General features: G+C 42.4%; 16 protein-coding genes and 3 tRNA genes. 7 read left to right on the top strand and 12 right to left on the bottom strand.

All coding sequences use genetic code 11. The annotated features are described in order from the left end of the window. Window positions 1-78: 78 nt before the first annotated feature. The 6 genes from ACTQ9S_RS06120 to ACTQ9S_RS06095 all read right to left on the bottom strand — a co-directional run bounded on the left by ACTQ9S_RS06120 (window position 79) and on the right by ACTQ9S_RS06095 (window position 5,187). Window positions 79-1,014, bottom strand: a complete 936-nt coding sequence (locus ACTQ9S_RS06120) for an AraC family transcriptional regulator (RefSeq protein WP_440454412.1) — start codon at window positions 1,012-1,014, stop codon at window positions 79-81. Window positions 1,015-1,655: 641 nt separating this feature from the next. Beyond that, window positions 1,656-1,731: transfer RNA gene (locus tag ACTQ9S_RS06115), tRNA-His, on the bottom strand. Between the two features lie 38 nt (window positions 1,732-1,769). Continuing rightward, window positions 1,770-1,846: transfer RNA gene (locus ACTQ9S_RS06110), tRNA-Arg, on the bottom strand. A gap of 93 nt (window positions 1,847-1,939) precedes the next feature. Beyond that, a tRNA-Pro gene (locus tag ACTQ9S_RS06105) sits at window positions 1,940-2,016 on the bottom strand. A 211-nt stretch (window positions 2,017-2,227) separates the two neighbouring features. Next, window positions 2,228-3,637, bottom strand: coding sequence for an McrC family protein (locus ACTQ9S_RS06100; protein WP_440454410.1), 1,410 nt, complete (start codon window positions 3,635-3,637; stop codon window positions 2,228-2,230). A gap of 98 nt (window positions 3,638-3,735) precedes the next feature. Next, window positions 3,736-5,187, bottom strand: a complete 1,452-nt coding sequence (locus ACTQ9S_RS06095; protein WP_440454408.1) for an McrB family protein — start codon at window positions 5,185-5,187, stop codon at window positions 3,736-3,738. A 211-nt stretch (window positions 5,188-5,398) separates the two neighbouring features. On the opposite strand from ACTQ9S_RS06095, the gene ACTQ9S_RS06090 reads away from it, so the two are divergent. Both ACTQ9S_RS06090 and ACTQ9S_RS06085 read left to right on the top strand, forming a co-directional pair. After that, complete coding sequence (locus ACTQ9S_RS06090) at window positions 5,399-6,115, top strand: DUF4442 domain-containing protein (protein WP_440454406.1); 717 nt, start codon at window positions 5,399-5,401, stop codon at window positions 6,113-6,115. A 102-nt stretch (window positions 6,116-6,217) separates the two neighbouring features. Further along, a complete protein-coding gene (locus ACTQ9S_RS06085) occupies window positions 6,218-6,712 on the top strand; it encodes a RidA family protein (RefSeq protein ID WP_068034120.1) in 495 nt (164 codons plus the stop codon). Window positions 6,713-6,903: 191 nt separating this feature from the next. On the opposite strand, the gene gspE is transcribed toward ACTQ9S_RS06085, so the two are convergent. After that, window positions 6,904-8,445, bottom strand: a complete 1,542-nt coding sequence (gene gspE, locus ACTQ9S_RS06080; RefSeq protein WP_440454405.1) for a type II secretion system ATPase GspE — start codon at window positions 8,443-8,445, stop codon at window positions 6,904-6,906. Window positions 8,446-8,826: 381 nt separating this feature from the next. On the opposite strand from gspE, the gene ACTQ9S_RS06075 reads away from it, so the two are divergent. Together ACTQ9S_RS06075 and ACTQ9S_RS06070 are read left to right on the top strand one after the other, a co-directional pair. After that, on the top strand, window positions 8,827-9,654 hold the full coding sequence (locus tag ACTQ9S_RS06075) for a thiazole synthase (RefSeq protein ID WP_068325667.1): 828 nt from the start codon (window positions 8,827-8,829) through the stop codon (window positions 9,652-9,654). Between the two features lie 152 nt (window positions 9,655-9,806). Next, window positions 9,807-11,201 carry a WS/DGAT/MGAT family O-acyltransferase gene (locus ACTQ9S_RS06070; protein WP_068325666.1) on the top strand — a complete coding sequence of 465 codons (1,395 nt, stop codon included), beginning with the start codon at window positions 9,807-9,809 and terminating at the stop codon, window positions 11,199-11,201. Window positions 11,202-11,303: 102 nt separating this feature from the next. Here the strand turns inward: ACTQ9S_RS06070 and ACTQ9S_RS06065 are convergent, their stop codons facing one another. Beyond that, the gene (locus ACTQ9S_RS06065; protein WP_068034112.1) at window positions 11,304-12,131 is read right to left on the bottom strand and encodes an inositol monophosphatase family protein; all 828 of its coding nucleotides are present in this window, start codon (window positions 12,129-12,131) and stop codon (window positions 11,304-11,306) included. 332 nt (window positions 12,132-12,463) lie between these two features. Then, the gene (dxs, locus tag ACTQ9S_RS06060; protein ID WP_440454404.1) at window positions 12,464-14,563 is read right to left on the bottom strand and encodes a 1-deoxy-D-xylulose-5-phosphate synthase; all 2,100 of its coding nucleotides are present in this window, start codon (window positions 14,561-14,563) and stop codon (window positions 12,464-12,466) included. 701 nt (window positions 14,564-15,264) lie between these two features. Here dxs and ribA point away from each other — a divergent pair. The 3 genes from ribA (at window position 15,265) to ACTQ9S_RS06045 (ending at window position 17,972) form a co-directional block, all read left to right on the top strand. Continuing rightward, window positions 15,265-15,948, top strand: coding sequence for a GTP cyclohydrolase II (ribA, locus tag ACTQ9S_RS06055; RefSeq protein ID WP_440454402.1), 684 nt, complete (start codon window positions 15,265-15,267; stop codon window positions 15,946-15,948). 147 nt (window positions 15,949-16,095) lie between these two features. Then, on the top strand, window positions 16,096-17,094 hold the full coding sequence (hemF, locus tag ACTQ9S_RS06050; protein WP_440454400.1) for an oxygen-dependent coproporphyrinogen oxidase: 999 nt from the start codon (window positions 16,096-16,098) through the stop codon (window positions 17,092-17,094). Between the two features lie 407 nt (window positions 17,095-17,501). Further along, window positions 17,502-17,972: a c-type cytochrome gene (locus ACTQ9S_RS06045; RefSeq protein WP_440454398.1), complete on the top strand. Its 471-nt coding sequence runs from the start codon at window positions 17,502-17,504 to the stop codon at window positions 17,970-17,972. A gap of 95 nt (window positions 17,973-18,067) precedes the next feature. Here the strand turns inward: ACTQ9S_RS06045 and ACTQ9S_RS06040 are convergent, their stop codons facing one another. The 3 genes from ACTQ9S_RS06040 to ACTQ9S_RS06030 form a co-directional block, all read right to left on the bottom strand. Beyond that, window positions 18,068-19,051, bottom strand: a complete 984-nt coding sequence (locus tag ACTQ9S_RS06040; protein ID WP_440454396.1) for a mechanosensitive ion channel family protein — start codon at window positions 19,049-19,051, stop codon at window positions 18,068-18,070. Between the two features lie 101 nt (window positions 19,052-19,152). Further along, window positions 19,153-19,599, bottom strand: a complete 447-nt coding sequence (gene gloA, locus ACTQ9S_RS06035) for a lactoylglutathione lyase (RefSeq protein ID WP_440454526.1) — start codon at window positions 19,597-19,599, stop codon at window positions 19,153-19,155. Between the two features lie 299 nt (window positions 19,600-19,898). Next, complete coding sequence (locus ACTQ9S_RS06030) at window positions 19,899-20,537, bottom strand: carbonic anhydrase (RefSeq protein ID WP_068034100.1); 639 nt, start codon at window positions 20,535-20,537, stop codon at window positions 19,899-19,901. Window positions 20,538-20,602: the final 65 nt, after the last annotated feature.

Genomic DNA, 20,602 nt, shown 5'->3' with positions numbered 1-20,602 from the left:
ATCGGTGTTTATAAAATACCATTACAAAAAAAGCACTAAAGCCCGATTATCGACCTTAATGCTTTACCATAAATCTATTTATGCCATCAACTTACTTTGATACTGCTGACGATACGCTTTTGGTGATATGCCATAAACGCGCTTGAACGCTTGGCTAAAAGTGGAGTCTGATGCATAACCCACCAGCTCACTAATCCGACTGATGCTATTCTGCTGCAAGCGTAAATAACGTGCTGCCAAACGTAACCGATAATCGATTAAATAAGTTAATGGCGGCATGCCAACGATATCTTTAAACCGCTGTGCAAAGCTTGAGCGTGACATACCTGCTACTTCAGCAAGCTTATGAATTGTCCAGTCTCGGCTCGGAGTATAATGCATTGCGACTAATGCTTTAGTTAAATAAGGGTCTCGTAAAGCTTGTAACCAGCTGTCTGTCGCCTCCGGTAAACCTTCAATATAAGTGCGCAAACACTCAATCATCATAATACCTGCCCAATGGTTGATGACGGCAGTCTTACCCATACGCTCGTGCTCAGACTCCAAGGTTAGCAGCTTAACCTCTACATCAATAACACCAAATCGCCCATCAGATGCTTCAGTAAGCTCAGGCAATACCGATGGTAGCACCGATAATAGCGGCTGCATCATCTCTTTCTCGTATTGACATTCGATTAGTATCAAACACGCATTGATTTCACCATCACCGTTAAGATCAATAACATGATCTTCAGAATTATTAAGCAGCTCATCTAAAGATTTGGCATCATCACCATTGTGATTAAGTGCATAGCTGACATGCTTATAGGCATTCGTGACCATGATTGTATCGCCAGCATTTGCTTCTCGTATCTCACTCCCTACGTTGATGCAAAAGCTACCAGATAATACCAAATAAAATAAAATCGTATCTTTTCTATCGATTGAATAAGACCAATTACCCTTACCATTCAAACGATAATATTTTGTCTCAGACAAATGCACGTTCTGTAATAACATACTAAGTGCGTCCATTAAAACTTCCTCAATAATATATGGTAATTTACGGCAGTTGAGCCGAACTCTGCAAAATAAACCACCTAAGAGACTTTACACAAGAAAAATCGCTTATCGTGGACTGTCATTAAAGTTATACGTACGCTAAGCACATCTTGAACTTAGATTGGTCAAACAATCTGCTTCATATGAACTATAGATATATCCAATATTGGCGGCATTAATCGCATTCATCCAATCCAAATTAATAATGCAATTATGGAATCAACATCATCTTATTAAAAACTATCAAAGAAAACCTAATATATTATTTATAAATACTTAATAATTAATAGCTTACATGAAAAAAAATAGATATATACAGCTAAATAAATTTTAAATTAGTTTAAATACTCAACAGTTCTCGATGAATACTATTCAACGAGCATATTAAGAAAAAATCTAAGAAGAAATTAAGCGTTAATAAACAGTTAACTGCCTTAAGAAAAAAATGAGGATTATCATCAAACAATAGGCGAAATAATATCATTAAGCTATCAAAAAATAGCCCAAAAATAGAAGGGAATGTAAAGATACAAAAAACGCAGACGAAAAAAAATGCCAACGAGGGCAATTAGTTTGTAAAAAAAGATATAAACAGAAGGGTATCAAATAAAAATTGGGGCGACTGATGGGACTCGAACCCACGACAACCGAGATCACAACCCGGGGCTCTACCAACTGAGCTACAACCGCCATAACTATTGCCAAAAAGGCAAGATTTGCAGGCTAAATGGTGCGCCTGGCAGGATTCGAACCTGCGGCCACCTCCTTAGAAGGGAGATGCTCTATCCAGCTGAGCTACAGGCGCTCTTAGAGGACTTTTACATATTTTGGTAAACTTATAATATCAGAAACTAAACCATTATACATAAAAAAAAGCCTGTAAGGCTCTTAAAATAGATGGTCGGAGTGATAGGATTCGAACCTACGACCCTCTGGTCCCAAACCAGATGCGCTACCAAACTGCGCCACACTCCGAAATTCTCTATTATCACGATAGTTTTGTTAGTTAACTCGTTATTGGCAATGCCACTAACTGGTTAATGTTCCTCGCTATCGAGGTGCACATATTAAGGCTTATAGACCTTGGTGTCAACACCTATTTCTAGTTATTTTAATAAATCTGCATAATTTTAGCTAAGTAATTGTTTTTATTGTTTATACCTCTTTAAGTAAATATTGAGTAACTTTATACAGGCCCGCTATTAAGCGCGCCAGTAGTGACATTAAAGGGCATTAGCCATAATGTCGCCTGCTCTAAGTCTATAGAATTTGCAGACTGCCGCAGTGCGACTGGTCGCCGAGCATCATCTGTGACCGGATAGACGAGCCAAACCTGCTCTGCTTGGTAAGCTTGCGCATAGCTGGTCAGCTGATAAGCATCGTTGGCACTGATGTCGCGTGCATGAGATAGATGCTTCCATTTAATATCGATGACATGACTACAACGACGTGCGTTGTCATCTTTACTCAGATGTGTTTTTTCACTACTCTGATGGGCGGACGAGTCATAAACCAGTAAATCCGGCTGCATAGACAGACAAGTCTGTCCTGTAGGGTCACTAAGCCAAACCCCTCTTTGCTGATGAAATGTCTGATACAGAGGTTGGTTAATGCCACCAGACTGATTAAACAGTTCAGCAACGCGCTGGCCTGCCCACTGCTCAAACGCTTGATTCATATTAATCAATAAACATAATTGCAATTGGCTGCTTTGATGGCTGATGCCATTGCCTGCAGGCATGCTTGAATGCTGCATCTGGAGTAGCCAATAAGCTAAATCTAGTAGCTTATGCGCAGATTGTAGCTGCAACCTAGTCAACGGCTGTAACCTTATCTGCTGCTTTGCCATCTGATATAGAGAATCCAACCTTTGTAGCTCATAGTAGCTAAGCACAGTGATCTGTCGCCAAGACACCAACTTAGACATGAGTACCGCAGACAGCGATATTGATTGCGAGTCATAACCCTGATGCGAGCCTGCCAGCTGCTTAAGAAAAACCAAAGCGCTTTTGATTAGGCGATTGGCGAGCATATCCGTACTTAAATGATTTACTTCACAGGCAAACTTATGAGGTTGATGGCTATTACGCTTGAGCTGTTCTTTGATGAGCAGCTTACCCTGTAGCATTGTTTGATTATGAATTTGGGTCTGATAATGCTTGGTAGGCTGATAATCGGACAGTAACTGTAAAAACTGCGTGACTAACCATTGCGATAGCGGCGGCGTTTGTGTAGATAAGGGAGCGAGATGGTGGCTCAGTTGTCCTAAGTTTTTTGTGTGCGGCAATTTATTATTTGTGTTAGATCCAGCGGTCAAATCAGACAACATCAGTTGTACCCACTGACGTGCCTGCATGACTTTATCGTTTTGCGTGAGATTATTTTCCTGCGATCCTGCAACCGCTTTGGGCAATATCTCAAGCGTGATGCCACTTGGTAGCATAATGACACCAATATAGTGACCTACTTTAAGCTGCCATTGTCCACGCTGACGCTGAATAGTAAATACCGTAAAATCTTGCGCCAATAGCCAAGCAAAATCAGCTACTACAGAAAAGTCTGCTGAAACTAAACGCTGATGTTCGAACACGCTCATAATAGCGTTACCCGACGTTTTTAAGTCAGGAAACGATTTTGAGGTGGAATAAACAGCTCTGTTGCCGTTATTGTTCATTAGGATACTTTTCATTAAAATCAATACAAACGCTGATAGATATGGGGCTTAGCAAACTCGCCAGTCTGTGCGAGAAGATCTGGGTTTATGATATAGCCAGCATTTCCCATCGTTGAGCCTACAAATGCATTTTGACCAGCAAACATAGAGCTTTGATTAGCCATATCTGGCTGTTGATACAGGTTGCTTTGACTATCCTGGATAAATTGTACGGCAGTTGGCTGTTGCTCATCATTAAATAAATACTGCAATAAAGCTACTTGACCGCCAGTCGCTTGGGCCAATTGCGGGATGATTTGCTCCACCAATACTGTTTGCAGCTGTGCCAAATTACTTACCGAAAATAAAAATGCGTGACCCAACTGCACCTCTTGTCCCAACGTTTGAATGATACGATAGTTTAAGCCCGACAACAGCTTAGCTAAATCTATCGTTTCTGATGACTTATCATCTTCTAAACTTTTAGAGCTGTGGTTAGAAACATTGATAACTTGTAATAACTCAGGCTGTGGGGAACAGTCTATAAAGCGAAAGCGCCGACGTAACGCCATATCGAGCGGTGCTAAAGAGTGGTCTTGCGTATTCATCGTTGCATAAATATCAACATTGGCAGGCACACTAAACGACCTTCCAGAATACGCTAGATTGACTTGCATCGCGTTCGCTTGTCCATTGCGTTTATCCGCCTCGATCAGGCTAAGTAATTCCCCAAATACTCGCGACACGTTGGCGCGGTTAATCTCATCAATCAGCATCGCATAACGATGTTCAGGATCATTGGCGGCGCGTTGACAAAGCTTTAAGAAAGCGCCGTCTTGGATTTCGTAACGCATTTGGTTACTAACTTCTTGATGGCTGTTTTGAGCACCCTGCCCACTGTATTCATTGGCGCTAATAACTGGGCGAATACCTTCGACAAACTCTTCATAGCCATATGCTTGATGAAAGCTGACCATGCTATAGCACTGCTTTTGTACAGCCTGATTTTCTCGTTGGGCCTGTCGAAACTCGGCCAGCTGCTGTGATAATCCTATTAATAGCGACACGCTGTCTGGTAGTAAATGCCATGCCCCGCTTTCGTCTTTATCGAAGTACGCTTGATTTGCGCGGTTTTTATAAGTGACTGTCTTTGAGCTGGCTGGACTATGCATTTGCAGCACCGACCATGCGGTATTGCTTAAGTTTTTTTCACGCTCATTTTGCGCGGCTTTTGCAATAAAAAACTCGTGATTGACGATTTCAGGTACCTTTACTAAATCTTTGTGCTGAGTCTTAAAGTCTAAAAAGATTAAGCACACCACATCACGCCAACTAAGCTCATATAATAATTGCGACAATAGCTCGTTGCTGTCTATCATCGGCAAATGATAAGTATACTGTTTGGCGATTTGTAGCAATCGATAAGTCTTCCCTGTGCCTGCTACACCGGTGTATATAATATTGGTAGGGCTGTTAATTGATACGTCATTCATAGCTTAACTCAGCGTTCAAAGCGATTGATAAAGAACCAGATAGGTAAGGTGTACAACGCTCCATTGGTTACGTTACTACTATTTTGTGAGCGTGGTCGTTTATGGTACTAATGATAGCCAGATGCAAGTTTATACTATTGTTATGATTATGCTTGCCCTGCTTTATCCATTATTCAAAAATGCCCAAACAGATTAATTTGAGGAACTTTGTATGTCAGGATTATTAAATAAGCTACCTATTAAACTACCGACCAAGATACCAGCTAAGTTACCTGAAAAGATATCCGACGCCTTAACCCCTCAAGCAAATGTCCCGATGAATCCTAGTAAACTCAAACCTATAAGCAATCAGTTTACTAAGCTTTTAGCTATTACCAAGTATTTACCTGCTGGCGCACGCTCGACCATTCTATCTAAAGCCTTTGGCAAAGTCGTACCTTATGTGGGCACAACGGGTGTCTACTACGAAACTGTAGAACCCAATCAAGTGATTGTGAGTTTAAATAACAACAAAGCTGTACAGAACCATATTGGCTCAATCCATGCGGTTGCCGTCACTCTACTTGCCGAGACTGCCACCGGTTTTATTTTGGGATTAAACCTACCTGCTGATCGGGTGTTACTGATTAAGTCTTACTCTGTAAATTTTTATCGTCCGCTCAAAAAAGGTCAAATCGCTGCGGTTGCTACTTTAAGTGATGAACAACGCTTAGATATTCTAAATACGCCCAAGGGTGAGATGGTCATACCATGCGTCATCAATGATCGCGAGTCTGATAGCGTACGTGAGCCCATCACCGTTGAGATGACATGGGCATGGGTACCGAAATCTGAATTAGAAGCACGCCGTCAAGGCAAGTCACAAAAAAAAGTGACTGTTGCTGAAGATAAAACTGAAAACGAGACTGAAACTGCTAACCATCAATAATGAAGTAAATAATAGCTCTATAACCTTATAATGCGCTATTTACCTTAATAAACTTTGTACAGTGTATTTAATAGTTAATTGGTCAATAACAAGGAGAAAATGATGTCTAAATTCAGCAATAAATTTACTGTCAACCTATCTAAGTCTTTACTAGTGGTAGCCTGTGCACTTGGACTGACTGTCACCGCAAACGCTGCTCCAGCCACGTCTACTAGCACAGCTACTATGACCAAATCCAAACCTGTTTTTTTGGGTGATGGCGGCGATTACCCTTTCTCTAGCGCAGTACGTGTTGGTGACACTTTATATATGTCAGGACAAATTGGCTTTAAAGATGGCAAGTTGGTTGAAGGCGGTATCAAAGCAGAAACCAAGCAAACATTAGATAATATCAACGAAGTATTACTAAAATACGGCTACCAGAAGTCAGATATTGTCAAATGTATGGCGATGCTGACCGATATGAATGATTTTGGCGCGTTTAATGAAGTCTATAAAACTGAGCTTGCCAAGCCTTATCCTGTACGCTCAGCCTTTGGTGTCAAAGACTTGGCCGCCGGCGCTAGTGTTGAAGTAGAATGTATGGCAGCTAAATAATATCAATGCTTATATAAACAAGCAACTAAGCAACTAAGCAACTAAGCAACTAAGCAACTAAGCAACTAAGCAACTAAGCTAATTACTTTAGCCGGTTCACTTGAGCAACCTATATCTGACAGTTAATGTTTCACAAAATATTGTCAGCCGACCATGAAACCAAAGGTTAAGCTGGCAATTTAACCGACAATTTAAATCAAGATAGCGTCATCTGTTAGGGCGCTTTCTTTGGTTACGCGCAATACTTCCTCTAATGTCGTCTGCCCCGCTATAACTTTACGTAATCCATCAGCACGAATCGATGGAGTCTTTTGCCGTGCATAGGACTCCAGCTCATATTCTGCAGTATTACTATGAATCATCCGTCTCAAAGTATCATCCACCGGTACGACTTCATATATCGCTGTCCGCCCTTTAAACCCAGACTGATTACACTTATCACAACCTACTGGTTTGGGTAGTTTAATCGCTGTCTCTACCGACGTTTTAGAATCTATCTCAATACCAATCTCTGTAAATAATTTGGCTTGTTCAGAATCAGCCAGCTGCCACGTATGACAATGCGCGCAAAGCGTACGCACTAAGCGCTGCGCGACTACGCCAATGAGCGAGGACGATAATAAGAACGGCTCTACACCCATATCTTGCAGACGTGTCACCGCGCCGATAGCGGTATTGGTATGCAAGGTTGATAGTACCAAATGCCCTGTCAGTGATGCTTGTACGGCAATCTCAGCGGTTTCAATGTCTCGTATTTCCCCTACCATTACCACGTCTGGATCTTGACGTAACATCGCCCGTAAGCTTTTGGCAAAGGTCATATCGACTTTATTATTAACTTGCGTCTGCCCAATGCCATCAAGCTGAAATTCAATTGGATCCTCAGCAGTTAAGATATTACGAGTTTGATCATTCAAATCAGTCAATGCGGCATAAAGGGTGGTCGTTTTACCCGAACCCGTAGGACCCGTCACCAAAATAATGCCATGCGGACGATGAATCAAGCGCTTGAGCTCGCTATAGTCATTATCCGAAAGCCCTAAATAAGTCATATTGAGACGACCTGCTTGTTTATCCAACAGTCGCATCACGACTCGTTCGCCAAAGCTTGAAGGCAACGTGGATACCCGCACATCGACTTCGCGTCCTGCCAATCGCAAGCTAATACGTCCATCTTGCGGCACGCGTTTTTCAGCAATATCGAGTTTGGCCATTACTTTAATACGTGAAACCAGTAGTGGCGCTAATTGACGTTTAGGCGTGATGATTTCTTTGAGCTCACCATCGACACGAAAGCGTACCACTAGGCGCTTCTCAAAAGTTTCGATATGGATATCTGAGGCATTGAGACGGATAGCTTCAGACAACAGCGCATTAATCAGACGAATAATAGGTGCATCGTCTTGCTGATCCATCAAATCTTCGGTCTCAGGAACACTATCTGCCAAGCTATCAAGGTCAGGATGGTCTTCAAGCCCAGCAGCGATATGTTGTGATTCGCCTGTATTACCAGCGTAGGCGACATTCATACGTTTTTCAAACTCATCCGCGCTGACACTGTCATAAGCTGGCACACCGCGCACCCCTTGCTGCTGCAAAAACCGCACTGCTTCATTGATAGCAGATAGTGGTGTGGCCTTGGTTAATACCAGCGTCGGTGGCAGCTCAGGGTCAATAGCTAAAATAACTAAGAGCTGATGGCGTTTCGCAAAACTGTATGGCAGTTGCATCATAAAAACGACCTGATAAAGATAGAATGAGTGGTAAAAAATTTGATAATCTATGTGATAAACAAATAATAAGCGCCTAGTGTCTTAAGTAAGGATCAACGTTTAAACTAAACATAAGCATCTACAATAAGTAGCGAATGTTTAACATAAATGTCTGGCACCTAAATGAACAATCTGGGTAAAGATTGTCAGTAAGCGCTTATGATTTTGTTATAATAACACTTTGTTTTATGTCATTAACAAAGCTTTTACGCTGTGTCACAATTCGATGAGCATATATTATCATCGTCTCTGCGTGCTAACTTTGTACTGCTCACCTTATTGTTATTATTGTTACCTACGTTTTTCATCTTTTATAGTCCGCCTGTTATTAGGATTTCAGATATGTCCCAAGCTACGACTCAAACTGCTATTGAAAACCCAGCCCTTGTTCAAGATACTTTTACCGTTGGTAGTCGTACGTTTTCGTCACGGCTGCTGGTAGGTACTGGCAAATATAAAGATATGAATGAGACAGGGATAGCTATTGCAGCATCAGCGGCTGAAATTGTTACTGTCGCTATTCGCCGTACTAATATTGGCCAAAACAGTAACGAGCCTAACTTACTCGATGTGATTTCGCCTGATAAATATACAATTTTACCCAATACTGCCGGTTGCTTTGATGCTGAAACCGCGGTTCGTACTTGTAAGCTTGCTCGTGAGCTATTAGGTGGTCATAATCTAGTAAAGCTTGAAGTATTAGGTGATGAAAATAGCTTATACCCTAATATTATGGAAACTTTAAAAGCGGCAAAAGTACTGATTGATGATGGCTTTGAAGTAATGGTATACACATCAGACGACCCTATCGTCGCGCAAGAGTTAGAAAGTATGGGCTGTGTGGCGATTATGCCGCTTGGTAGCCTTATTGGTTCTGGTCTTGGGCTACTTAATCGCCATACACTCAGCCTAATTATCGAAAACGCTAAAGTGCCCGTATTAGTCGATGCTGGCGTTGGTACTGCCTCTGATGCAGCTATCGCGATGGAGCTTGGTTGTGATGGAGTCTTAATGAATTCAGCGATTGCTAATGCACAGAATCCAGTCATGATGGCACACGCCATGAAACATGCAGTTTGGGCAGGTCGCGAGGCATTTTTAGCAGGACGGATGCCGATGCGTAAGATGGCGACTGCCAGCTCACCGCAAACTGGGTACTTTTTTCAGTAAGATGCCTTTTAGTAAAACGTTATTCAATAAGGTACTTTTTAATAAAGTGCTTTAAAATATAATTGGCTCTATATTTAATTTAACCGCTGTTCATATCGATGCGCCGTCAGGCCACTTATAACACGCAGCCCATTGACCTTAGAGGACACGCCATGCGATTGTTAACAGCAGTTGATCAATTATTTTTGCTTCTGGAATCACGTAAGCAGCCCATGCATGTGGGTGGCTTATTTTTGTTTGAACTACCAGCCGATACCCAAGGTGCAGATAGCGATTTTGTGTATCAGCTGGTACAACAAATGCAAACATCCAAAGTGCCACCGAGCTTTCCATTCAATCAGGTACTTGAGCGTTTATTATTTTGGAAGCAAGATGAGGATTTCGATGTTGAACATCACTTTCGCCATGTCGCCTTGCCAAGGCCTGCACGTGTCCGTGAGCTACTTATGTATGTCTCAAAAGAACATGGGCGTTTGCTAGATCGCGCTATGCCGTTGTGGGAATGCCATGTTATCGAAGGTATTCAACCAGAGACTGAAAACAGTCCTGAGCGCTTTGCCCTATATTTTAAGATTCATCATTCGTTGGTTGACGGCATTGCTGCTATGCGCCTTGTTCAAAAGTCGCTTTCGCAGTCACCTACTGAACCAATGACGTTACCAGTATGGTCATTGATGGCGCGCCATCGTAATCAAGTTGACGCTCTGATACCAGCTGGTCGCTCTGCAACTCGCATTATAAAGGAGCAGCTGTCTACTATTAAGCCAGTATTTACCGAACTGATGGACAATTTTAAACATCATGGCAAAGATGATTACGTTGGTACCTTTGATGCTCCGATGAGTATTTTGAACCAGCGTATCTCTGCATCGCGGCGAATAGCGGCACAATCTTATGACATGCAGCGCTTTAACGATATTGCTGATAAGCTCGACGTCAGTATGAACGATGTCATTCTTGCCGTCTGCTCTGGCGCAATTCGACGTTACCTACTAAAACTCGATGCCCTACCCAACAAACCGCTGATTGCTTTTGTGCCGATGTCACTACGCAGTGATGATAGTGCAACGGGCAATCAAATTTCGTTTGTATTGGCGAACCTAGGGACTCATTTAGACAACCCTGTACGTAGGTTACAGTTGATTCACGGTAGTATGAACAGTGGTAAACGTCGGTTTCGACGTATGAATCAGGCGCAAGTAATTAACTACAGTGCGATCGCCTATGCGTGGGAAGGTATTAATCTATTGACAGGGTTATTTCCCAAAAAACAAGCCTTTAATCTTATTATTTCTAACGTACCTGGTGCCAAAAAACCCTTGTACTGGAATGGAGCACCGCTCAAAGCGTTGTATCCAGCATCTATTATATTAGATGGGCAGGCCATGAATATCACCCTTGCCAGCTATTTAGATAAAGTAGAGTTTTGTATTACAGCCTGTAGCAAGCTGCTACCACATGTACAAGATATGCTATGCTTGATTGAAGAAGAAATCGATGTATTAGAAAACATTAGCAAAGAGAAACACTTAGGCTTGCGCGAATAACGTTAGCATTACCCTCTTATTAAGAAGCAATAGAAAAGCTGACTCCATTTATGGAATCAGCTTTTTAATATCAAAATACTTAAACATCAACGCTCAAAAAAACTATACTGCATCACCCCATGATGGCACGACTACTTGCATCAATGGTTTTAATAGTTTTATGTTACAAGCAAAGATAGATCCTGACTTCATAGAGTTATGTGCGCCTGTATGATCAACCACTACACCGCGTGCCTCTGATACAATCAATTCACCCGCTGCGATATCCCATGGCTTGATAGACATCTCAAAGTAACCATCGAAACGGCCTGCAGCCACATAACACAAGTCAAGCGCTGCTGAACCTAAACGGCGCACTTGACCGCCTGCTTCAGATACTTTTTGTAGGCTTTCAAAGTGCTCTTTGGCATAAGAGATGACTTCACCATTACGCTTACGCTCAAGAGGATGACCAATCGCAAATAAACCACCATCGATGGTTTTGCGTTCACTAACACTGATACGGCGCTGGTTTAAACGCGCACCTTTACCACGACTGGCAGAGAACATCTCATCACGGACAGGATCATAGACCACACCATGTTGGGTGACACCTTTATGCTGTACAGCAATCGATACGCAAAACTGCGGTATACCGTGCACAAAATTCTTGGTGCCATCTAGCGGATCAATAATCCAGCACCAATCAGCATCTTCACCGCGACCTTCTTGCATACCAAACTCTTCACCCAAGAACGAATGATTCGGATAGCTGTTCTTTAGCGTCGCAATGGTCAGCTCTTCACTATAGCGGTCGATGCGTGTCACCAAGCCATCGAGACCTTTTGACTCAGTCTCGAATTCGACTTTGTGGCGGTTTTGGTGCGCGTATAAAATTTCTGCACCAACTTTTTCGGCAGTACGCGCTGCGATGACAACCATGGGTTCCATAAATAACCTATCTACTTAATGAATGAATAAAACGAATGAATACTACTGATATTACATCTACATACGTAAACGGCACACCAATTGTCTGCCATATTACGCTACACCTATACGATCTTAAAAAGACTGACCGTATCATACTAAAAGCGTTATAAAAAAATAAAAACGACCATAAATACGAAGCTTACCATCTTTAATGGCTGCCATCACAAATTACGCAAGCTGTAAAACAATGAGCACCTACGGCAAGTAGGCGTTACTTCAATTTCAACATCTTTTAATGTACATCTCTTCAAGTTATCTTAAAGAATTAATCCAGAGTTTTTTACTTTCGCTTAAGACAATAAACGCTGTAACTGCATAACCACACCATCTGTATCCAAACCACAATCAGCTAATTGCTCTGCTTGGGAACCATGGGCGATAAAGCGATCAGGAATACCAATATTGCAGATTGCTGGACGCTTAGTGGCAAACGCAGCAGAAGCATTGAGCAAGTATTCATTTACGGCACTGCCTGCACCGCCCATAATCATATGCTCTTCTAGTGTCGCAATATGAGTCACGCCTTGCTCAATTAAGGTCTCAAGCAAATTGGTATCTAATGGCTTTACCCAACGCATATTAACGACTTGTACTTGGCAATCGCTATTAGCACTGTCAGACGTTAGTATCTTGGCAGCTTGCTCAGCAGTGGCAACCATCGTACCGAAGGCCAATAACGCGAGCTTTTTAGGGGCATTACTAGCGCCTAATACTGACTCTACAATGGCTTGACCTATCTTATAATTCTGCGCTGGACGACTTATCATCGCGCCAGTTCCGGTTCCGCGTGGATAGCGTACCGCCGTGCTGCCTTGATACTCATAACAAGTATTCAGCAAATGATAGCACTCATTTTCATCTTTTGGCGCGGCAATCAGTATGTGAGGGACACAGCGCAAAAAAGCCAAGTCAAACACGCCAGCATGCGTGGCGCCATCTTCACCAACAAGACCAGCCCGATCAATCGCAAACGTTACATCAAGATTTTGTAAGGCAATATCATGAATAAGCTGATCATAACCACGTTGCAAAAAGGTTGAGTATATAGCGACTATCGGCTTGACGCCTTGGGTTGCCATGCCGCCCGCTAAGGTGACTGCATGCTGCTCAGCAATTGCCACATCAAAGAAACGCTCTGGGAACTGACGAGCAAAGTCAATCATCCCTGAGCCTTCTTCCATGGCTGGGGTAATCGCTAATAATTTATCATCTTGTGCTGCTTTATCACATAAGAACTGGCCAAATACCTGCGAGTATTTTAACCCAGAAACCTTACTCTCAGAAGCTTTGCTTTTAACAGGAGCTTTATCTTTATCAAAGTCACAGGCAACGATATCCTCAGCAGGTAGTTTGCTAATTGCATGATAACCGACTGGATCAGCCTCAGCAGGTGCAAAGCCTTTACCTTTAGTCGTATAGATATGTACTAATACTGGGCCCTTTACCTGCTTAGCAAGTGACAACACACGCAGTAGCTCAGGAATATTATGACCATCAAATGGCCCAAAATAAGTAAAACCGATTGCTTTAAATAGATTGTCTTCTAGCTGCGGCACATCACGATGTTCGCTATGGCGCTTACGTCGGTCAAACGCCTGCATGTTTGGACGATGACGCAATACAGGCACACCTGAATCTGAGATATCAACTTGATAGCCCGACTCCCATAGCATCGCTAAATGCCGTGAAAATCCGCCAATAGAGCATGATATTGACATGTCATTATCATTTAGAATGACTAGTAAATCAGCGTCTTGCTGTACTGCATCATTCATAGCCTCAAAAGCCATGCCGCCAGTCATCGCCCCATCACCAATCACACAAGCGACCGTCTGCGGACGACCTTGATAGCGCAGCGCCAAACTCATGCCTAAACCTGCTGAGATAGAGGTAGATGAGTGGCCAACGCCAAAGGTATCATAGGCAGATTCTGCGCGTTCAGGAAAAGCAGTCAAGCCGCCTTTAGAGCGAATACTACTTAGCTTATCGCGGCGACCAGTAAGTACTTTATGGGCATAAGCTTGATGCCCTACATCCCAAACGATCTGATCTTTAGGCGTATCTAACAGATAATGCAATGCAATGGTCAACTCAACCACGCCTAAATTTGCCCCAAAATGTCCACCACTTTGACCAGCTGAATACAATAAAAACAAGCGCAGCTCATCGGCCAGCACTATTAATTGCTCAGTAGTGAGTTTCTGAATGTCTGAAGGTGCATCAATGGCATCAAGCAACGGTGCATTAGGACGCATACGCGGTATCTGCGTGAACGTCTGTTGCAAGCCTGATAGGTGTGCAGCAGAGTCAGTAGCTAATGGCGTAGATAGCGACGTATGGGGTGACACAGATGCTGACTGAGACTGTGAAAAATAAGGTGACTGCTGCATAAATCGTACGATACCTACCAATCTGCTGACAAGGCGCTATCTTACTATATCGCCATACACCGTTATCATATTAATACGGTATTATGAAACCATCTACAACGCTAACAGCAAAACAATATATGCTGGCATTGGTTATAGATTACGATATGCTTAGCGCATCGCCACTGTTTATTAGTATTTGCATGAAAGTATTTACATGCTTTGTTAAATACACCGTTATTAGAGGCGCTATATAATAGTAACTCTAATGACTATATTAATAATAATGTACTGCCTACTATGTAGTAGTGACGATACAGTAATGTAAGGGCAAAGACTTGTCACTGTATCCGTTAAAATAGTATGGCATAATAGCATTTTTTTTAAACTGTCGCTTTAATCATCGTGCGTAGTCTGTGAACTTTGTGTGTTTTTCTTACAAACGCGATTAGGATGCTATCATTATTAGCTTTATAAAACGATAACCAGATGGTTATCATGAACATAGATGTTACAAACACATAGATTATTTACCTAGTTATTAAGCATCTAATTATTAATACACCTAATCAAACATCAAGTTGTTACAGCACATAGTTTTTGAAAAACGTAGTTATTACGATATATTTATTAGGATATAGTTATTACAACATAGTCATTACGACATGGCTATGACCACTACACTATCTACCGCCACGATGATCGGCCTATGCAGGACATCAATGTCATATCAATTTATTACCAGCGCAAAACTACCTACTCGTCACGGCGAGTTTGATCTTCATGTATTTGAAAATGAAGACGGTCAAGAGCATGTAATGCTTACCGTCGGTCTACCAGTGGTAAACCCATTGTTAGAAGAAAACGCCGCGCCAACAGCTCCTACAAATGAACAGCATAAATTAGCAGATCACCCCATCCCGTTAGTCCGTATTCACTCTGAGTGCTTGACAGGCGATGCTTTTGGCTCGTTAAAATGCGACTGCGGTGCACAGCTCAATACCGCCATGCAAGCAATACAAGCAACTGGCTGCGGTGCTATCTTATATCTGCGTCAAGAAGGTCGCGGTATTGGTCTAACCAATAAAATCCGCGCATATGCCTTACAAGATCAAGGCCATGATACCCTAGATGCCAATCTCATGTTAGGTCTACCCGCTGATGCCCGCATCTACGATATGTGTAGTCCTATGCTCGCCCACGTAGGGGTTGATGAGGTTCGTCTTATCACTAATAATCCTGATAAGGTGGCCTATCTAAGCGAAAATGGTGTCAATGTGATCGAACGTGTTCCATTAGTCGTTGGCGTTAATGATAGCAATGCTGACTATCTAGCGACCAAACGTGACCGCATGGGTCATCTTTTTGATAAAGAGTTCTATACTGAAGCTCATCTCAATAAATAAGATATACCTGAGTAGATTGCATACATCTGAATAAATTGCCCCTGAATGGATAAAGTTACTATCAGCATAGGTAAAGTTACTATCAGCAAAAATCCCTAAGAAACACACCGAGAATTACCAACACACCCAATAATTATAGATGTTTTTATGAGCATTCCTAGCATAAATAGTACAACGACAACTGACGCTAAAGACAGTCAAATCTTTCCATCTCCTAGTGACATCACGCGCGTACGTGAGTTTTTAGTCGATTTGCAAGCGCGTATCTGCCAAGCATTAGAAGCGCAAGAGCGTGACGGCGGTGGTGATGCGACTTTTGTCCCTGATGATTGGGATCGCCCTGAAGGTGGTGGCGGGCGCTCGTGCGTCTTAGCAGATGGCAAAGTCATTGAAAAAGCTGGCGTGATGTTTAGTCATATTCACGTCCATAACTTGCCAGCTTCAGCCACTGCCCGTCATCCTGATATTGCTGGTCGTAAAGCTCAAGCCATGGGCGTGTCACTGGTCGTCCATCCCAAAAACCCAAACGTCCCGACCAGCCATGCTAACGTGCGTCTGTTTGTCGCCGAAGCCGAGGGTGAAGACCCTATTTGGTGGTTTGGTGGTGGCTTTGATTTGACGCCGTTCTATCCTGTACTGGCCGACTGCGTCCATTGGCATCAAGTCTGTCATGACTTATGCGCGCCTTTTGGTGATAGCGTCTATCCTGACTTTAAACAATGGTGTGATGAGTACTTCCATCTGCGTCACCGCGATGAACAACGCGGCATCGGCGGTTTGTTTTATGATGATGTCAATACAGAGAGCCGTGGCTGGGACTTTGAGACCTGCTTTGACTTTATGAAGGCCGTAGGCAACGGCTATCTTGACGGTATTATGCCTATTTTTGAGCAGCGTAAAGAAACACCCTATACTGACGAACAACGTGAATTCCAGCTGTATCGCCGTGGACGCTATATTGAATATAATCTGGTCTACGATCGCGGTACGCTGTTCGGTCTACAAAGTAATGGGCGCATTGAGTCTATCTTAGTTAGTATGCCACCGCTTGCTAGCTGGCATTACCGCTTCGAGCCGATGGAAGGTACTCCTGAGTTTGAATTGACTGAGTTTTACTTAAAACCACGAGATTGGTTAACTTCCTAGTCTTTTCTAATATTAAAACAGGTCAGCTTTTATAGCTGGCCTTTATTGTTTAAGTCTTTCCTATTCAAGCATTTTAAGCATTGTTTATCACTTATAATTTTTACTCGCTGGCTTATCAGCTATAATGAGCCTAGTCTTAGAGTTACATGTGTTTACAAAATTGCACTGAAGTAACCTACAAGGCTTTCTCTTATCACGGTTACATTGAGAGAGTACGGTAACAATAAATACTGATATGGAAAATTAAGATATTGGAAACTAAGACAGTATCAAGATTTGCATTTCATAAACGACTGCTCATAGGCAGCAGTTGAGCTTGCATAGTAGACAGTCACACTTCAATTTGAGGTCAGCGTTTGCTAACGCGCCTATCTGTTTTATTAGCCAATTTTAAAGGAGTAATTTACATGGCACAGGTTTATACTAATAAATCATTAAAATCTATCTTCGGCATTACATTAATGGCAGCTGCCCTCGGTCTAACAGCCTGTAGCACGCCAGCTGACCCTGATGTTAAAGCACGCCAAGATATTATGAAAAACTATGGCGATTCGATGAAAGTCATAGGTGGTATGGCTAAAGAGCCAGACACTTTTGATGCTGACGTATTTAAAGAGCAAGCTACCTTCTTAGCAGAGGAAGCTAAAAACCCTTGGAGCCATTTTGCAAATGCAGAAGCCGCTGGTAACGCAACTGAAGCCGTTTGGAGTAATGTTGATGGTTTTCGTGCTGAAGCAGATAATTTTCAACAAGTAACCTCTGAATTAAGTGCTGCCGCACAAACAGCGACTAGTGTCGAGGATGTGATGCCTGCCATTGGACAAGTTGGCGACAGCTGCAAATCCTGTCATACAGACTTTAGAGTGAAAGAAGATTAATCATCTTCTTGATTAGTAGAGAAATAAAAAAACCACCATATCATGATGATAATGGTGGTTTTTTATTGGCTTAAATTTGAAATCTGTGAGGCCAGCTATTCCGTAATAAGGCTTGTAGTCTCGGTTTGATCTTTACTTGCATCATTCTGCTTATTCAACGATTTTACCATAGCTTTTACCGATGGATCACTCATATCCAGAGTACGTACAGGGAACGGCATATCGATACCAGCTGCATCGAGTGCAGTCTTGACTTCAATTAAAACTTGGTCTATTGAGGCCACTTTATTAGCTTGAGTGCCATCATCAATGAACCAGCGCACAATTAGATCAATAGTTGAATCGCCTAAGTTGACTGCGATAATAGTTGGCGTTGCTTCTTTGGACACCGTATCAGCTCGGCTCAATGCTTGCATAATCTCAGCTTTGGCTTCATTGATATCATCTGCATATCCTATCCCTACTGCAAGCTGTAAACGGCGTTGCTTATAGGCGGTATTGACAGTCAATGCTGAAGTATACAAATCCGAGTTTGGAATAACCACTTGCCGACCATCATAAGTCTTAATGGTAGTCGCACGAATCTTGATATCTTCAACTGTGCCCTCAAAATCCCCTGAGACAATCTGATCGCCGATACGAAATGGCTCTGAGATAAGTAGCAAAATACCAGATAGTAAGTTTTGAAAAATATCTTTAAAAGCAAAACCAATGGCGACCGAACCAATACCGAGTGCACCAATCAGCTTGGTAGGCGTAAATCCTGGCACAGCTATAACCATCGCAATCATAAAACCAATGAAAATAATCAGTGCACCGCCTACCCGCTGAAACACTTTAACTAAGTTCTGATGGCGACTACGACTTCCTAATAATTTATAGACGATTTTTTTGAAGACAATCGATAGAAACCAAAAAATTAGGATAACGATAATCGAAGCCACAAAATACGGTATACGCTCAACAAAGCCAATCAGGATGCCATTTGCGGAATCGATAATGCTTTGATACGTCAGCGCATCAGCCGTTGTAGCAGCAGTCTCAGCACTCAACGTAGGGTCTGCCTCAGAAGTAGGCATTCAGGTGTCACTCCTTAAGTTATTTAACTTTTATGTTCATCAGTACCTTTATATCCATCAGCACCTTTATTTTTCATATGTATTTTTCACATGTCTAGAATCTAGCCCATCAAATCGGCTTGTACAATCTCAATCCAATAGCCGTCAACGTCTTTGATAAAGGCGATATTTTTCATACTGCCATCTTCTGGGCGTTTTTTAAATTCGACATTATTTCTATCAAACCAAGCTACCGCTTCATCAAGACTAGGCACGCTAAAGCAAATATGTCCAAAACCTTGTGGCTCACCATTGCCATCGTGATAACTAAAGTCAGCTTTCGTTTCGGTACCGTAGTTATGGGTCAACTCTAAAATACCGCGCTGACGGAACGCAAAGATTTCCAAATCATTACCAGCAGGCAAATTCTCACGCTCGCTATCGGTAAGCTTGGCTAAGAAATATAAATCAAATCCCATATCAGGGAATTTCTTTACCGCCAGCAAAGTCATACCGAGTACGCCAGTATAAAACGCTAACGACTTAGCAGTGTCTTTTACCCGCAGCATAGTATGGTTAAAAGTAAAGCCTGAAGTCTGCGCGGAGATAGGCTGAACGCCAGCTGTAGTTACGCTGCTAGCTGGCTGAGCGACGGTTGATGCATTATTATCAGTTGCTGAGTTAGCAGATGAAGTAGACGCTAGAGTAGACATAATTATCCTAATATTTAACAGAATGTAAAATCTAAAAGATAGCAAATCACTGTGACAATGACTTGCATGACCATCTCATCATAATAAAAAACGGCGGAATTATTGATAGGGTTTTGTAAGAGCATACCTTTAATATGCTCAATCAAACATATTGATTAGCTGTCTAAAAACCGCACCTTCCCTGTTTCTAAATCATACTCTGCACCAACGATAAGTAATTGATTACTGTTAGCTAAGTCCTCTAACGCTCGCGAACCATGCTTGAGCTGACTGACCGACATACGCACGTTGGCACTTATAGAGCGATCGACTAGCTCGTCCGCATCTACATCTTGACCGTTGGCAGTCGCAAGTTCATGCAAGTTATAAACGCTTGGACGAATACGGTCGACGATAGATTGCAAGTTAGGTGAATAGTTCTGTTCAGGATTGATAAGCGCTTCTACGCAGGCTGTGACCGCACCGCAATGTGAATGTCCCAGCACCACAACCAGCTTGGTACCGAACTTTTCGGCAGCGAATTCAACTGAGCCAATCTGTGAAGGGGCAACCACGTTACCCGCCACGCGAATGACAAATAAATCACCTAAACCTTGATCAAACACAATCTCAACCGGTACACGTGCATCTGAGCAACCCAAAATAATAGCTAGAGGGTCTTGATCACTGACTAGCTCTGGACGGCGTTGCATACATGGATCCGTGCTGGTAAGGCTATCAACATAGCGGGCGTTACCTTCTTTTAAAAGCTCAAGTGCTTCTTGACCTGTCTGTGGGCGTGTATCGTTGGGCATAAGTGGTCCTTGATTATTAATCACTATTAGAATTGCGGATTACTTTAAATTTATTTTTTTAGATA

The sequence above is a fragment of the Psychrobacter sp. ASPA161_9 genome, from assembly GCF_051970275.1.
Classification (GTDB): Bacteria; Pseudomonadota; Gammaproteobacteria; order Pseudomonadales; family Moraxellaceae; genus Psychrobacter.
The sequence above is the reverse complement of the archived record's forward strand: the minus strand, read 5'-3'. Positions and strand labels throughout refer to the sequence as shown.

What these genes read in the sequence shown, in the direction of transcription:
- ACTQ9S_RS06120 (WP_440454412.1), bottom strand. Translation starts at nt 1,014, where the DNA reads ATGGACGCACTTAGTATGTTATTACAGAACGTGCATTTGTCTGAGACA.
- ACTQ9S_RS06100 (WP_440454410.1), bottom strand. Translation starts at nt 3,637, where the DNA reads ATGAGCGTGTTCGAACATCAGCGTTTAGTTTCAGCAGACTTTTCTGTA.
- ACTQ9S_RS06095 (WP_440454408.1), bottom strand. Translation starts at nt 5,187, where the DNA reads ATGAATGACGTATCAATTAACAGCCCTACCAATATTATATACACCGGT.
- ACTQ9S_RS06090 (WP_440454406.1), top strand. Translation starts at nt 5,399, where the DNA reads ATGTCAGGATTATTAAATAAGCTACCTATTAAACTACCGACCAAGATA.
- ACTQ9S_RS06085 (WP_068034120.1), top strand. Translation starts at nt 6,218, where the DNA reads ATGTCTAAATTCAGCAATAAATTTACTGTCAACCTATCTAAGTCTTTA.
- gspE (WP_440454405.1), bottom strand. Translation starts at nt 8,445, where the DNA reads ATGATGCAACTGCCATACAGTTTTGCGAAACGCCATCAGCTCTTAGTT.
- ACTQ9S_RS06075 (WP_068325667.1), top strand. Translation starts at nt 8,827, where the DNA reads ATGTCCCAAGCTACGACTCAAACTGCTATTGAAAACCCAGCCCTTGTT.
- ACTQ9S_RS06070 (WP_068325666.1), top strand. Translation starts at nt 9,807, where the DNA reads ATGCGATTGTTAACAGCAGTTGATCAATTATTTTTGCTTCTGGAATCA.
- ACTQ9S_RS06065 (WP_068034112.1), bottom strand. Translation starts at nt 12,131, where the DNA reads ATGGAACCCATGGTTGTCATCGCAGCGCGTACTGCCGAAAAAGTTGGT.
- dxs (WP_440454404.1), bottom strand. Translation starts at nt 14,563, where the DNA reads ATGCAGCAGTCACCTTATTTTTCACAGTCTCAGTCAGCATCTGTGTCA.
- ribA (WP_440454402.1), top strand. Translation starts at nt 15,265, where the DNA reads ATGTCATATCAATTTATTACCAGCGCAAAACTACCTACTCGTCACGGC.
- hemF (WP_440454400.1), top strand. Translation starts at nt 16,096, where the DNA reads ATGAGCATTCCTAGCATAAATAGTACAACGACAACTGACGCTAAAGAC.
- ACTQ9S_RS06045 (WP_440454398.1), top strand. Translation starts at nt 17,502, where the DNA reads ATGGCACAGGTTTATACTAATAAATCATTAAAATCTATCTTCGGCATT.
- ACTQ9S_RS06040 (WP_440454396.1), bottom strand. Translation starts at nt 19,051, where the DNA reads ATGCCTACTTCTGAGGCAGACCCTACGTTGAGTGCTGAGACTGCTGCT.
- gloA (WP_440454526.1), bottom strand. Translation starts at nt 19,599, where the DNA reads ATGCTGCGGGTAAAAGACACTGCTAAGTCGTTAGCGTTTTATACTGGC.
- ACTQ9S_RS06030 (WP_068034100.1), bottom strand. Translation starts at nt 20,537, where the DNA reads ATGCCCAACGATACACGCCCACAGACAGGTCAAGAAGCACTTGAGCTT.